This is a genomic window from Yoonia sp. D2-7 (assembly GCF_055809435.1).
In genome coordinates this window covers 1,983,204-1,997,353 of the sequence record NZ_CM147912.1, presented here as the reverse complement: position 1 = coordinate 1,997,353, position 14,150 = coordinate 1,983,204, and the positions used below count along the sequence as shown (strand labels likewise).

Genomic DNA, 14,150 nt, shown 5'->3' with positions numbered 1-14,150 from the left:
CGGCGGAGATATTTATAACCAAAAGAATGTGGGCGGTTCGCCCAGCTTGAAAGGAAGAGAAGATGTTTAACGCATTAGTAGTCGACAAAAACGATGAAGGAAAAACATCCGCTGCGGTCAAGCAGTTGGGTTTGGATGATTTGCCTGCAGGTGAAGTGACTGTCGCCGTTGAATATTCGACTGTGAATTATAAAGACGGGCTTTGCATTGGGCCGGGTGGCGGTCTTGTGCGGAACTATCCACATATTCCGGGGATCGATTTTGCAGGCACGGTCGAGGCATCCGATGATCCACGCTACAAAGCAGGCGACAAAGTTGTCCTGACCGGCTGGCGCGTGGGTGAAGCGCACTGGGGTGGCTATTCCCAAAAGGCGCGTGTGAAGGCGGACTGGTTGGTCCCGCTGCCTGCGGGATTGGACACACGTCAGGCAATGGCCGTGGGGACTGCTGGTTTCACAGCGATGTTGGCTGTCATGGCGCTTGAAGATCATGGCATCAAGGATGGACCTGTACTGGTGACCGGTGCTGCCGGTGGTGTTGGATCAGTTGCGACCGCAATTCTGGCAAAGCTCGGCCATGACGTTGCAGCAGTAACCGGGCGCCCCGAAACGGCTGATTATCTAACATCACTGGGCGCCACCCAGATTGTCCCACGTGAAGACCTGAACGAAACGACTAAACGCCCACTTGAAGCTGAAACATGGGCAGGTTGCGTCGATGCAGTTGGCGGTGAAATGCTCGCGCGTGTTCTTGGCCAAATGAAATACGGCGCGTCGGTCAGTGCTGTCGGTCTTGCGGGTGGGGCGGGTCTTCCAGCAACTGTCATTCCATTTCTGTTGCGCGGCGTAAACCTCTTGGGGATCGACAGTGTGATGCAACCCTATGACAACCGCGTACGGGCTTGGGAGCGGATCGCAAAAGACCTGCCGATGGATAAGCTAGAAGCCATGGTTCAGCCAGCCACTTTGTCTGACCTGCCCGCGTTGGGGCGCGACATTTTGAAAGGTCAGGTCAAAGGGCGTGTCGTCGTTGACGTGAACGGCTAAACGCGACCAGTCACAACTAAAAATCCGGGCTTACGCGTTTGCACGCGTGAGCCCGTTTTTATTGCGATGATTGTACCGAGTCGAAGCATTACACCTTTGATGTGAATTTCGGCTCAATTCGCAGTTGAAAGGACTTACGACGCCGTTCGGGCTAAATTTGCTTAGCAAACTGCCGTTTCGGTCTCTCATATGCGACAGAATGACGCAAATTGGGGTTATCTGGCCTGCGTTTTACCCACATACTGATCGACACAAAAGAACAGGGAACAGGGGAACTACTATGGCGCTTAAACCACCATTATCGGATCTCCCGATTAATACCGCAGACAGCGGTTTTTATCGGGGCTTTAGCGTAAACGTCACGATTATTTCGAAGATCATCATCAGCGTGCTCGTCGTTTGGGCGATCGTCTGGCCTGAATGGGCTGGCGAAGTGCTTGGGGCGTGGAACCAAGTGATCCTGCGCAATTTCGCTGCGTGGTACATTTGGACAGTGACGTTGTTTGTCGTCGTCTGTCTTGGACTTGCGCTGTGGCCGACCGCTGGCCGGCTGAATTTGGGCCAAGACGGTGAAAAACCGGAGTTCTCGAATTTCTCGTGGTTCTCGATGATGTTTGGTGCCGGTATCGGGGTGGGGATGTTGACGTGGGCGGTAGCAGAGCCTGTCGCGCATTTCCAAAACAACCCGTCTGTTATCCAAGGCGTCACAACTGCACTTGAAGCAGACAACGTGCGGACCGCATATGTTTGGTCATTCCTGCACTGGGGACTGGGCGCATGGGCGTGCTACGCAATTGCTGGTCTCGCACTTGCCTTCTTTAGCTACAGACGCGGCTTGCCGCTGACGATCCGGTCGTCATTAACACCATTGTTTGGGAAATCCTTGTCCGGAGTGTTGGGGCATATCATTGATATCGTCGCTGTTGTTGCCACCATTTTGGGCGTGGCGCAGACACTTGGGTTCGGCGTGGAGCAATTCGTGGCGGGTCTGTCGCGCATTGGAATCAGCGGACTAGCGCTAGAAGATGGTTCTGCGACATCACTGGGCATCGTCGTTGCTTTGCTGGTGATCATGGGCGCGTCGACGCTGTCTGCATTGTCTGGTGTTGGTAAAGGGATCAAATGGCTGTCGAACATCAACATGGTTTTATCGATCGTTCTGCTCGGCTTCTTCATCCTGTTTGGTGCGACGTTCTTTGGTGCGACCGCATTCTTTGTCGGAATCTTTGACTATCTCGTTGCGTTGCCATGGCTTAGCATCAATGTTTACGCATCTGACGGCGTTGAAGGATCCGAAGCATTCAAACTGGCGCAGTGGCAGGGCTGGTGGCCTGTGTTCTACTGGGCGTGGTGGATCGCTTTTGCGCCTTTCGTAGGTTTGTTCCTCGCGCGTATTTCGCGTGGCCGGACGATCCGCGAATTCGTCTTGGGCGCGATGATCGTTCCATCTTTGATGTGCTTTGTTTGGTTTGCTTGGGCCGGTGGTACTGCCATTGACCTAGAACTAAATGGCGGCGCGGATGGCGTGATCTTGGGCGCGGCGAATGGCGACAAAATCTTCGCGATGACTGCGTATATGCTTGAACCAATCAGTCAGGTTCTGTCCTGGGCCATGGCCGTTATGATTGTGGTCTTGTTGATGACATTCTTGGTGACGTCCGCTGACTCCGCAGTGTTGATCGTAAATACGATCAACGCAGCTGGTGACGAGGGTCCAAAGGCACGCCCACACATCCTGTTCTGGGGGGCAGCGCTTGCGCTTGTTGTGGGGGGCTTGCTGATCTCTGGCGGGACAGGAGCCATCCAAACAGCGATGGTGATCGGGGCCTTACCGTTCTCGATCGTGATGGTGTTGATGTGTATCGCGCTGATCAAGGCGATCTACAACGATGGCCGTCGCGAAGCTGCAGGCATTCCGACATTGTCTGACGACATTCCGGATGCGATGCCTGCTGAATAAGCAAATTCGATTGAATGAAGAGGGCCTCGGCGGTAACGTCGGGGCCCTTTTTCGTTTTGGCCCGTTGTGATGTTGGCTGATCTTGCAGAATTGGGCGAATTGCCTACGAACGGTTGTTGACGTCTATGACGTAGGGCTATGTCTGACTAAAAGAAGGACAACTGCTGTGACCGATACTTGCCCGATTATTGTTTGGTTCCGCCGCGATTTACGCCTCGGCGATCATCCCGCATTGATGGAAGCCTGCAAAGCGGGACGGCCGGTCATTCCGCTTTTCATTTACGATCAGGTGACCGAAAAACAAGGTGCGGCCCCACGCATGCGGCTTGGGCTTTCGGTCAAAGCTTTGGCTGATGACCTTGAAGGGATCGGAAGCAAATTGATCCTGCGGCGCGGGGATGCTCTGACTGTTTTGCAGAACATCATTGAAGAAACTGGCGCGAACACGATCTTTTGGTCACGTCAATATGATGTTGCAGCCAAAGCGCGCGACACGGATGTGAAAGCCGCGCTGAAAGCCGATGGACACACCGTACAAAGCTTTCCGGGGCATTTGCTGTTCGAACCATGGACCGTGGAAACCAAGACCGGCGGCTTCTACAAGGTTTTCACGCCCATGTGGAAAACCGTGCGGGGACGTGAACTTGATACTCCGTTGGCCCGACCATCGAAGCTCGCCCAGCCTGACAATTGGCCAAAGTCTGATGCGCTTGATGACTGGAACATGGGGGGCGACATGAAACGTGCATACGACGTGTTGCTTCCACATTGCACTGTTGGTGAAACAGCCGCGCGGGACCGTTTGGACACCTTTATTGCGGAGCGTGTCGAGACTTATCAAAAGAACCGCGATCTGCCCGCAGTCAAAGGAACATCAGGGCTGTCTGAAAATCTGACCTATGGCGAGATTTCCCCGCTTGTTTGCTGGCATGCAGGATGGCAGGCGCTACACGATGGTAAATCCGATGCAGAGATTTTCTTGAAAGAACTCGTCTGGCGCGAATTTGCTTACCACCTGTCCCATCACACTCCCCGTATCGAGACGGATAATTGGAAAGAGGATTGGGACGCATTCCCATGGAATACGGATGAACGGCGGGCGGAAGTGAAGGCATGGAAGCAGGGGCGCACAGGTATACCGTTTGTCGATGCGGCGATGCGGGAAATGTATGTGACCGGGACGATGCATAACCGTGGTCGCATGATCGTGGCGTCTTACCTGACGAAACATCTGATGTGTCATTGGAAAATCGGACGTGATTGGTTCGCCGATTGTTTGATTGATTGGGATCCTGCGTCAAATGCAATGGGCTGGCAGTGGTCAGCAGGCTCGGGTCCGGACGCCACTCCCTATTTCCGCGTGTTTAATCCGGTGTCCCAACTGGACAAGTTCGACAAGGATCACCGTTACCCGAACCGCTGGATTGCGGAGGGACAATCTGATCCGTCTGACACCGCTTTGTCCTACTTCGACGCGATCCCTAAGCACTGGAACATGTCCGCAGATGATCCATATCCCGACGCCATCGTTGCCCCAGATGTGGGACGCAAGCGTGCATTAGATGCCTATCAGTCGCGGGATTTTTAGGGGCCTGTAAAAAAACGTGATCGGCGTTTGGCGTGTATAATTAGGGCTCGTTCGCTTTGTTCTGCGTCTACATTGGTCCGACTTGAAACTTTCTCGCTCGGCGTGCGTGACTCTTGTTAACAAAACACTAATCTTTTCAACAGCGTCGGGGACAGCCTTGCGCATAATGACAAGAAACGGACCCTGCACGATGATCCTGACGACGACCCAAGGCCAAAAAGACTTACCGCGCTACTTTGCGTCCATCTTTGATGTGATGGGAAAAATGAAACGGGGTCGTGTGGATATTACTTTGCCTGATGGTCGGGTGTTTCGGATTGAAGGCCAAGAACCGGGGCACATTGCCGAGGTCACCATACATAATCCCGATACCTTTGCGCGGACGATCCGCGAAGGTGATATGGGATTCTGTGAAGCTTACATGGATGGGTGGTGGTCCACACCTGATCTGATGGCTTTCATGGATCTGATCCACGATGACGACGCGGAAGATATCTACGACGGTTTTCCGGGCCAATTCTTTGTGCGGGCATACGAACGCATGCGCTTCTGGATGCAGCGGAACTCAAAATCCCAGGCCCGCAAAAACATCTCCTACCATTATGATCTCGGAAACGATTTTTACGGGCTATGGTTGGACGACACCATGACTTATTCGTCAGCGAAATTTCTGACGGGTCAGGAAAGCATGGAAGCGGCGCAGACCGAAAAATACAAATCCATGGTTGACGAAATGGGTGTCCAACCTGGCGATCATGTTCTTGAAATTGGCTGCGGTTGGGGCGGTTTCGCCGAATACGCTGCCAAGGAACGCGGATTGAAGGTGACCTGCCTGACGATCAGTGAGGAACAGTTTAAGTACGCTGTGGATCGTATTGAAAAAGCAGGTCTTTCGGATTTAGTGACGTTCAAGCTGCAGGACTATCGCGATGAAAAAGGCACCTACGACGGGATTGCGAGTATCGAGATGTTCGAAGCCGTCGGTGAACAATATTGGCCCGTGTACTTTGACACTGTGCGTGAACGGTTGAAGCCTGGTAAAAACGCGACGTTGCAAATCATCACAGTCGCTGACAGGCGTTGGGAAATATATCGCAGCCGTCCAGACTTTATCCAGAAATACATCTTTCCGGGCGGCATGCTGCCAAGTCCGAAGATCTTGCGCGACGTCGCCACAAAACACGGATTAGGCGTGAAACAGTCGATTGAATTTGGTGACAGCTATTCGATCACGCTACGCCGTTGGTACGATGATTTTAACGCAAAGTGGGATCAGGTCGCTGCAATGGGCTTTGATGATCGGTTCCGGCGGATGTGGAACTTTTATCTGACCTCTTGTGCTGCGACCTTTGATAGCGGAAACTGTGACGTGACGCAGATTACCCTGACCAAGGCGGCCTAAGACCGCGACAAACATGGCAGGGTGCGCAGAGGGAGCTATGATATGCCAACCGCCGCCCGCCTAATTGCCGCCATTTGCTTTGGCGCGCTTGGACTTGCATTCGCTTACGCAGCCACTGCGTACTTCGCGGAGGCCCGACAACCCAGTTACTGGTTCCCATTGAACGGCGGCATCGGGCTGATTGTTGGCTGGGTTGTTGCGGGAACGCGCGCTGGCAATGGAACAGGGGCAGGGATCGGAAACGGCATCACGGCCGGTGTCGCATTGCTATTTTGGGTTTTCTTCTTTGTGTCATTCGCCGACATGATCCAAAAATCGATGCGCAATGCGTATGATGGGCCAGTCGAAGCGGTCGTTGGGATTTTTGAATTGATTGGGGATTATGCCGTTCAGTTCGCACAAATGGATCTTGGGGTATTGATGCTTGTTGGCTCGGTCGTCTCTGGTTTGATCGTCGAATTCGTCGCGGCGCGTTGGTCCTAACGTGAGCGTTTTTATCTACGGAACGCTGCTAGACGCTACACTGCGATGTCGTTTGCTGGGGCGCGATGTATCGGCAAAAGCGGCGACGCTGTCCGGTTACGTTTTGCGCGAGCAAAAGTCGGCGCCGCTGCCTGCGATCGTTGCTCAATCAGGCGCTATCCTTTCCGGTCTATTGTTGGACGATCTCACGGCGCCGGAAATTGCGAAACTTGACGCCTACGAATTGCCATTTGATTACAACCCCATACCGGCGACGATTAATGTAGCTGGTCTTGGCGTTGAGGCGCAGGTCTATCTTCCCGGACCGTCGGTCGATATCTCGGATCGTGAATGGTCGTTGGAACGCTGGCAGGATCAATCAGGTGCGTTAAGCCGCGAAATGGCAGTCGAGATTGGCAGCTACGATCCACCTTTGGCTGGTGATGCGTTGCGTAGGCAGTGGAACATGATCGCATTGCGGGCATCAGTACGCTTGCGGGCGCAAGATCAAGACATTCCGGCAAGGGTGAGGTCTGCGGCACAACCTTCTGATTTTGCGGCGGAACACAGCGGTCCGCTCTCTGGTGAATTCTTCCGACTGGCGCAGTTGCAAGTGACCCATCGCACATTTCAGGACGACACCGCTGGTCCATTGCCACGCGAAGTTTTCATTGGGACGGATGCTGCCCTTGTCTTGCCCTATGATCCGGTGACCGATCACGTCCTGCTGGTCGAACAAATCCGGATGGGACCGATGCTGCGCGGGTCTACAAACCCATGGGCGCTTGAACCCATCGCGGGGATGATCGACGCAGGCGAGACACCGGAAGAAGCCGCGCAACGCGAAAGCGAAGAAGAGGCGGGTCTGCAGGGCGTCGCACTGCAGAAAATGTTCTCCTATTATCCGTCGACCGGCAGCTCCACGGATTACTTTTATTGCTATCTGGGTCTGTGCGATTTGCCGGAACCCACGACCTATACCGGCGGCTTGGCAACTGAGGCTGAAGATCTGCGGTTGCATGTGATCCCATTCGACGCAGCGTTTGCGTTAATCGAAACCGGAGAGGCCGAAAACGCCGCCATTGTTTCCATGCTTTTATGGCTTGCGCAGAATCGCAGTCGATTGCGCGGCACCGCTTGAGTTTGCGCCCCGACAGGCCTACTTAGGGACAACACAAACGAAAGCTCTTTTCATGTCCACATTCGCGCCCATTAAGTCCGATCTTGCCGCTGCTGTAGGCAACACGCCACTGATCAAATTGCGCGGCGCCTCAGATGCAACTGGTTGCACAATTCTTGGCAAGGCAGAGTTCATGAACCCTGGTCAATCCGTCAAGGATCGCGCAGCTTTGTTCATCATCCAAGACGCCGTCGCAAAAGGGCTTTTAAAGCCAGGCGGGACGATTGTTGAAGGCACGGCTGGCAATACCGGAATTGGGCTGGCTTTGGTTGGTGCGTCGATGGGGTTCAAAACGGTTATCGTGATCCCGGAGACCCAATCCGAGGAAAAGAAAGACATGTTGCGGCTGGCCGGCGCGGAACTTGTTCAGGTGCCAGCAGCGCCGTACCGCAATCCGAACAATTTTGTGCGTTATTCCGAACGTCTGGCCAAAGCGTTAGAGCGGACGACGAACGAAGGCGTCATTTGGGCAAACCAATTTGATAACGTGGCCAATCGCCAAGCCCACATCGAAACCACAGGTCCCGAGATTTGGGATCAAACGGACGGCAAGGTAGATGGTTTTATCTGTGCGGTAGGTTCCGGTGGGACGCTGGCTGGTGTTGCCGCGGCATTGCAGCCAAAGGGCGTAAAGATCGGTTTGGCCGATCCTGATGGTGCATCGCTGTACAACTATTACACCAAGGGCGAATTGGTGATGTCCGAGGGATCGTCGATCAATGAAGGCATCGGTCAAATCAGGATCACCAAGAACCTTGAAGGCCTGACACCCGATTTCAAGTACAACATTCACGACGCTGAAGCACTGCCGGTTGTCTTTGACATCATGGAAAACGAAGGCCTGTGTCTCGGCGGGTCATCTGGTGTGAACGTCGCTGGCGCAATGCGCATGGCGCGGGACATGGGGCCGGGACACACGATCGTGACGATCCTGTGTGACTATGGAACGCGGTATCAATCCAAGCTCTACAACCCGGCATTTTTAAAAGAAAAAGGCCTGCCTGTACCATCTTGGCTTGAACGCGCTCCCGCAGATATCCCGTCGGTGTTTGAAGACGTATGAGCACACCACCAAAACAGTCAGACAGACGGCTGATTTGGGCAATCATTGTCTTTGTCCTTTGCGTTTGGATTGGGTCTGTTTCGTTTGGTCAAACGGTAGATGATACCGAGACACCGATCGCAGACGCCGGACACCAAGCGATTGGTGACTTATTAGGGATCGACATTGAATCTTGGTCAAAGGTCGCTACGCGTACTGAAGGTATCTTGTTGCGGAACAACACTTCTGCGTTTGGTTTGGATCGTGTCCGCACGGAACTGACCACTTGGCGCGACGTGTTCGCTGACGCCAAGGAAGAAAACGCAGCGCGTCTCGCGACCGTCGAAAGTCAGATCGCGGCATTAGGCCCGGCACCTGCCGAGGATGAAACCGAAGCACCGGCTGTGACGGCACGCCGGTCGGAGTTGATTGCTTTTCGTGATGAACTCGCAGCACCCGGATTGCTTGCCGCTGAAGCACATGCACGCGCAGACGGGATGATGAGCGAAGTCGAATCCCAACTGCGTGCACGTCAAACGGCTGCGTTGATGGTGCGCAGTGTATCACCTTTGAACCCAGTCTATTGGCCTGATGCAGCGTTGCATCTGTTTGATGGCGTCAAAGCCATCGGCAACGAAATTACTGCAGGTGTGATCAACCGCCAATGGAATAGCACGAACTTAGGGCGTTCGCTTCTGGCGTTGATTGCAATTTGCGGTTCATTTGTGCTGTTCCGTCGAACACAAAAAATCATGGATAGTCGTACGGCGTCCGCTGAGGACGGGGCGGGGCATCTGGTTTCGGATTTCTTTGGTACGGTGTTGCAGGCATTGATCCCGCTGTTTGGACTTGTTCTACTGACGTACGGGTTAACGACTTTAGATGTGTTTGGTGTGCGGGGGGAAACCGTCCTGCGTGAACTGCCGCTAACAGGTAGCACCATTATTTTGGCGTCTTGGCTGGGCAAGCAATTCTTTCCAATGGGGGACAAATACGGCCCCTTGAACCAACCAACAGAGGTTCGGATCAAGACCCGCCGCACGGCTATCATTCTGGCGTGGCTCGTTGGGCTCTGGTGGCCGTACTCTGCGTTTGTGTCATCCGGATCAGATAGCCCGGATGCGATATCGGTGCTATATTTCCCATTCATTCTGGTCGTGGCCATTGTCCTGTTCCGGTTTTCGACGTTGCTGCGCCATGCGCCTGACGAGGCTGCTGGCGAAGACATCAGCGTCGGGCGGACGCGGTCTGTTGTGGGGCGTGTGGTGCAATTGGTAGCCATCGCAGCGCCCGTTCTGGGCCTATTCGGTTACGATGCCGCAGCAAGGGCTGTGTTGTTCCCGACCTGTATTTCGTTGGGGCTTATCGGGGTGATCATTTATTTGCAGTCACTGTGCTACAGGGTCTACGACCTTTTGTACGGCATCGAGGAAGGACGCAAAAAGGCGCTTGTTCCCGTGGTTGTTGGATTTGTGCTGTTCATCGTTTCACTGCCGATCTTTGCATTGATTTGGGGTGCTGAACGGTCTGATTTGCTATCGTTCTGGTCTCGGTTCACGGCCGGTTTTTCCATCGGCGAAACCAGTATTTCCCCATCTGATTTCCTGACGTTCGTGCTGATCTTCAGCGTCGGGTACCTTTTGACGGGCTTCATCAAAACGTCATTGCGGTCATCGGTTTTGCCGCGCACGTCGCTGGATCTTGGGGCGCAAGATGCGATTGTCGCGGGTTTCGGATACGTCGGGATTTTCCTTGCTGCGGTTATCGCAATCACCAGTGCGGGGATTGATTTGTCAAACCTTGCGATTGTGGCGGGTGCTTTGTCCGTTGGTATCGGTTTTGGTTTGCAAACGATCGTGTCGAACTTTGTATCGGGGATCATCCTATTGATCGAACGTCCCGTAAGCCAAGGAGACTGGATCGAGGTCGGCGACCGCATGGGATATGTGCGTAATATTTCGGTACGATCCACCCGCATTGAGACTTTTGACCGATCCGACGTGATCGTTCCGAACGCCGACCTGATCAGCAATCAGGTTATCAATTGGACACGTGGAAACCTTGCGGGACGTCTGATCCTACCTATCGGTGTGGCCTACGGAACGGATGTTGATAAGGTCGCATCTATCTTGAAAGACATCGCCGAAGCACACCCGATGGTGATTATGACGCCGCCACCGGCTATCATGTTTGTTAACTTTGGTGCTGATGCGTTGGAGTTCGAAATCAGAGCGATTTTGCGGGACGTCAATTTCGTGGTTTCCGTACGATCCGAATTGAATTTTGAAATTTCGCGCCGTTTTGCCGCTGAAAACATCGAAATTCCGTTTGCCCAACGTGACATTTGGTTGCGCAATCCGGAAGTTTTGCGCCAAGCTGAAAGCGGGAAACAAGCCGATGACCGTAAAGATATGACCGAAACACCGAAATTCGCGCAAGAACCGCATCCAGACGTTGATATGTCTGATCCGGATGCTGGGGATATCACATGACGACAACGCCGTTGTACCTTGAAGACGCCTATCGCCGTGAAGCCGCAACGCGTGTGACCCAAATCACGGATGAAGGCGGCATTGTCCTGGATGCGTCCTTGTTTTACCCGACTTCAGGTGGCCAACCCGGAGATAGCGGTGTTGTGCGATGGGGTCTTGCCGAAGACGAAAACGCGATTGAAATTGCAACGACCGTCAAAGGGTCCGATGGTCAAATCGTACTTGTGCCAGCTGAACCGTCCGCTTTGCCGCCAGAGGGCACGTTGGTCAGACAGGAAATCGCGTGGGATCGCCGTTACAAACATATGCGGGTGCACACGGCGCTTCATCTACTGTCGGTTGTCATTCCCTTGCCCGTGACAGGCGGGTCGATTTCGCCGGACAAAGGGCGTTTGGACTTTGATATGCCAGAAGCGCCAGAAGATCGCGAAAAGATCGAAAAGACGCTCAACATGTTGATCGACTGTGATTTCGCCGTGAACGAAGAATGGATCACGGACGCCGAAATGGATGCCAACCCCGGGCTCGTGAAAACGCTCCGCGTGAAACCACCGCGCGGGACTGGACGTGTGCGGTTGGTGCGCATTGGCGTCGGTGATGATACGGCTGATCTGCAACCTTGCGGCGGCACGCATGTATCGCGGACGTCAGAAATTGGACGCGTGCGGCTTGGCAAAATCGAAAAGAAGGGCAAACAGAACCGCCGGGTTTATTTGCACCTCGACACGTGAACCGGTCAGCGATCTTTCTTGGTGCGGCCTTGTCTGCATTTGCTGGAGATCCGGCTTCAGCCCAAACATTCGAGGGCTGCACAAAGGCGGAACGTGGTATTATCATTGCAGCAATGGATCGGTCTAAACGGCTGGTCCTTACGGCAGCGACCGCGGTTGGTCCAACGCCCGTTTACATAAGGTGGTTTGGCAAGTTCAGCCCGCGCAATGGCGATTTAGTACGCCGGAACCTCAAAGCGGTCGTGTCAGCGATCCGGACCGGTCAAGTCAGTGCGACCTGTGTCAATCACGGGGTCGGCCTTTGTGATCCGGACACGTATGCCTTCGTCGATCCTGACGAACACTACGAAGTGAAGCTGTGCCCGAGGTTTTTCCAGATGCAAACGATGAAAGAACTCGACGACGAAAGCGCGGCTGCGGGGAATGGAACGCGGGCAGGGACCCTTATCCACGAAATCACGCACTTCACAGTCGTCGCCGGAACCGATGATATCTGCTATTCGCGCGAAGTCTGTACCGAAATGGCCATCGATGCCCCCCAAGATGCGTTGATCAACGCTGATAGCTATCAATATTTCGTTGAGGATGTGACGTTTTACGGGGTCGAAGGCGAATGACGTTTCAGATGGCCTGTCGGATTACGGCCTTGGTTGGCGTAATCTTGTTCCTCATTCTGGTTGCAGTGCCTGGCAGTTACACCGCAACCTATGGCGTCGCCGCTGATGTGGGTGGCAGTTTCATGGGCCGAAGGGCCAGTCCGCTGTTCTTAGGACTGGCGGTACTACTATGGGGGCTCAGCCAGAACCAAGACCGCGATGTGCAGCGCGTGGTTTGTATTTGTATGATTATAACGTTTGCGGGGGTTTCCTTGACGGGTATCTCTGCGTTCCTTGGTGGAATCGCATCGTCGGTCGTCTTATTAGCGGCGGTTGGTGAACTGTTGATTGCAGTTGCGTTTTGGTACGTCAGGCCGAGGGCCTAGCGGGCAGCCCCATGCGGCTGTCTTTGCCGGTCTGGGGTGCGGTACAACGCTGTTTCTTCCTCCGGCAATCCCTCACGTGATAGCAAGATCGCAATAGGGCGCAGAGCAGGCACATGGCTGCAGACCACTAAGAGCATCACCATGATCGGGACAGACAAGAACATCCCCGGGATACCCCAAACAGCGCCCCAGAACGCAAGTGATAAGATGATGCCAAAGGATGACAGGCGCAATGCGCGTCCCATCATCATCGGGTCAATGATATTGCCGTTGATGAACTGAATGACGCCCGCGATGCTGACAATCACAATTGTCGTCGCTGGATCATGAAACTGAACATGCGCTATGAGCGCTATGAGCGCAGTCGCAATGATCGACCCGACATTGGGCAGAAAATTCAGCATGAAAGTGATCAAACCAATCGCAACAGCCAATTCGATGTCGAAGGTCACCGCCAAGGCGTATGTCATAAGGCCTGTCAAAGCACTGACAACCGTTTTGACCCAAAGATAGTAGTTCACACGCCAAATGATCGACGAGATGATCTTACTGACACGTGCCGCTCTTTGTGGATCACCGATGAGGTTCACTAACTTGATGTCAAACCAAATCCGCTCAGCAAAAAGAAATCCGACAAACAGGATGACGAGGACGGCCGCTTGGGTCACGTCACTGGCGCGTCCGGCCAAGGTCCGTGCGTAAGTGCCGACGTCGAAGGACTGTAGGGCGCTGAGGATCGCAGCTTCGGTGCCTTCGCCCATGAAACCAAACAAAGACGCGACGGCCGTCGGTGCTTGTTCCGCAAAACTGACCGTTGTGATCAGGACGTTGTTGATCTGGGTGAGCATAAAGCCTGATGCGGCCATCAACGCGGATGCAATCAAAACAAGGGCTGCGATACTCGCGACAACGTCCGGCACGCGGAACGGCCCGAGGCGTTGACGTGCAATAAAATCGATCACGGCGCTAGTCAGGCTAAACAACACAATCGCAGTCGCCAGCGACACAAGCATAAACCGGGCCTGAACCAACAAGAACAGAACCACGGCAAAGGCGATAATGATCAACGCAGCAGATTGGACCCGTGCGAGATCGACGGTGTCTTGCTTGTGAGATTGAGGATCAAGTTTGGGCTGCATATGTCAGGCTTAGATGGTGGCGACGACATGCGCAATATAGGCACTAACCGTGTCATCCGTAAGACTTTCGAAAAAGGTGCAAAAACTTGGAACTTAGGGTATTGCAAACCGCCCCCGCTTGGCGAT

Annotated in this window: 12 protein-coding genes; 11 read left to right on the top strand and 1 reads right to left on the bottom strand. The window is 53.8% G+C overall.

The annotated features are described in order from the left end of the window. Positions 1 to 62: 62 nt before the first annotated feature. From acuI to AC0L7R_RS09660, 11 genes are all read left to right on the top strand, one after another. Positions 63 to 1,046 carry an acryloyl-CoA reductase gene (gene acuI / locus AC0L7R_RS09710; RefSeq protein WP_473656661.1) on the top strand — a complete coding sequence of 328 codons (984 nt, stop codon included), beginning with the start codon at positions 63 to 65 and terminating at the stop codon, positions 1,044 to 1,046. A 280-nt stretch (positions 1,047 to 1,326) separates the two neighbouring features. After that, the gene (locus AC0L7R_RS09705; protein WP_473656659.1) at positions 1,327 to 3,006 is read left to right on the top strand and encodes a BCCT family transporter; all 1,680 of its coding nucleotides are present in this window, start codon (positions 1,327 to 1,329) and stop codon (positions 3,004 to 3,006) included. Between the two features lie 166 nt (positions 3,007 to 3,172). Next, positions 3,173 to 4,594 carry an FAD-binding domain-containing protein gene (locus AC0L7R_RS09700; protein WP_473656658.1) on the top strand — a complete coding sequence of 474 codons (1,422 nt, stop codon included), beginning with the start codon at positions 3,173 to 3,175 and terminating at the stop codon, positions 4,592 to 4,594. Positions 4,595 to 4,784: 190 nt separating this feature from the next. Next, positions 4,785 to 5,996 (top strand): class I SAM-dependent methyltransferase, encoded by a 1,212-nt coding sequence (locus AC0L7R_RS09695; protein ID WP_473656657.1) that lies wholly within the window; start codon positions 4,785 to 4,787, stop codon positions 5,994 to 5,996. A gap of 42 nt (positions 5,997 to 6,038) precedes the next feature. After that, on the top strand, positions 6,039 to 6,479 hold the full coding sequence (locus AC0L7R_RS09690) for a TrgA family protein (protein ID WP_473656656.1): 441 nt from the start codon (positions 6,039 to 6,041) through the stop codon (positions 6,477 to 6,479). 1 nt (position 6,480) lies between these two features. Then, positions 6,481 to 7,599, top strand: coding sequence for an NUDIX domain-containing protein (locus AC0L7R_RS09685; RefSeq protein ID WP_473656655.1), 1,119 nt, complete (start codon positions 6,481 to 6,483; stop codon positions 7,597 to 7,599). Between the two features lie 52 nt (positions 7,600 to 7,651). Next, entirely contained in the window at positions 7,652 to 8,701 is a 1,050-nt protein-coding gene (locus tag AC0L7R_RS09680) for a cysteine synthase A (RefSeq protein ID WP_473656654.1), read from the top strand. Further along, positions 8,698 to 11,172: a DUF3772 domain-containing protein gene (locus tag AC0L7R_RS09675; RefSeq protein ID WP_473656653.1), complete on the top strand. Its 2,475-nt coding sequence runs from the start codon at positions 8,698 to 8,700 to the stop codon at positions 11,170 to 11,172. The genes AC0L7R_RS09680 and AC0L7R_RS09675 overlap by 4 nt, the downstream gene beginning before the upstream one ends. Beyond that, entirely contained in the window at positions 11,169 to 11,903 is a 735-nt protein-coding gene (locus AC0L7R_RS09670; RefSeq protein WP_473656652.1) for an alanyl-tRNA editing protein, read from the top strand. The genes AC0L7R_RS09675 and AC0L7R_RS09670 overlap by 4 nt, the downstream gene beginning before the upstream one ends. Next, on the top strand, positions 11,900 to 12,520 hold the full coding sequence (locus AC0L7R_RS09665; RefSeq protein ID WP_473656651.1) for a M35 family metallo-endopeptidase: 621 nt from the start codon (positions 11,900 to 11,902) through the stop codon (positions 12,518 to 12,520). Before AC0L7R_RS09670 ends, AC0L7R_RS09665 begins: the two co-directional genes overlap by 4 nt. Further along, positions 12,517 to 12,885 carry a hypothetical protein gene (locus tag AC0L7R_RS09660; protein WP_473656649.1) on the top strand — a complete coding sequence of 123 codons (369 nt, stop codon included), beginning with the start codon at positions 12,517 to 12,519 and terminating at the stop codon, positions 12,883 to 12,885. The genes AC0L7R_RS09665 and AC0L7R_RS09660 overlap by 4 nt, the downstream gene beginning before the upstream one ends. Here the strand turns inward: AC0L7R_RS09660 and AC0L7R_RS09655 are convergent. Then, entirely contained in the window at positions 12,882 to 14,024 is a 1,143-nt protein-coding gene (locus tag AC0L7R_RS09655; RefSeq protein WP_473656647.1) for an AI-2E family transporter, read from the bottom strand. The two genes, AC0L7R_RS09660 and AC0L7R_RS09655, sit on opposite strands and share 4 nt — an antisense overlap. Positions 14,025 to 14,150 lie beyond the last annotated feature (126 nt).

What these genes read in the sequence shown, in the direction of transcription:
- AC0L7R_RS09670 (WP_473656652.1), top strand. Translation starts at nt 11,169, where the DNA reads ATGACGACAACGCCGTTGTACCTTGAAGACGCCTATCGCCGTGAAGCC.
- AC0L7R_RS09655 (WP_473656647.1), bottom strand. Translation starts at nt 14,024, where the DNA reads ATGCAGCCCAAACTTGATCCTCAATCTCACAAGCAAGACACCGTCGAT.
- AC0L7R_RS09660 (WP_473656649.1), top strand. Translation starts at nt 12,517, where the DNA reads ATGACGTTTCAGATGGCCTGTCGGATTACGGCCTTGGTTGGCGTAATC.
- AC0L7R_RS09690 (WP_473656656.1), top strand. Translation starts at nt 6,039, where the DNA reads ATGCCAACCGCCGCCCGCCTAATTGCCGCCATTTGCTTTGGCGCGCTT.
- AC0L7R_RS09680 (WP_473656654.1), top strand. Translation starts at nt 7,652, where the DNA reads ATGTCCACATTCGCGCCCATTAAGTCCGATCTTGCCGCTGCTGTAGGC.
- acuI (WP_473656661.1), top strand. Translation starts at nt 63, where the DNA reads ATGTTTAACGCATTAGTAGTCGACAAAAACGATGAAGGAAAAACATCC.
- AC0L7R_RS09695 (WP_473656657.1), top strand. Translation starts at nt 4,785, where the DNA reads ATGATCCTGACGACGACCCAAGGCCAAAAAGACTTACCGCGCTACTTT.
- AC0L7R_RS09675 (WP_473656653.1), top strand. Translation starts at nt 8,698, where the DNA reads ATGAGCACACCACCAAAACAGTCAGACAGACGGCTGATTTGGGCAATC.
- AC0L7R_RS09705 (WP_473656659.1), top strand. Translation starts at nt 1,327, where the DNA reads ATGGCGCTTAAACCACCATTATCGGATCTCCCGATTAATACCGCAGAC.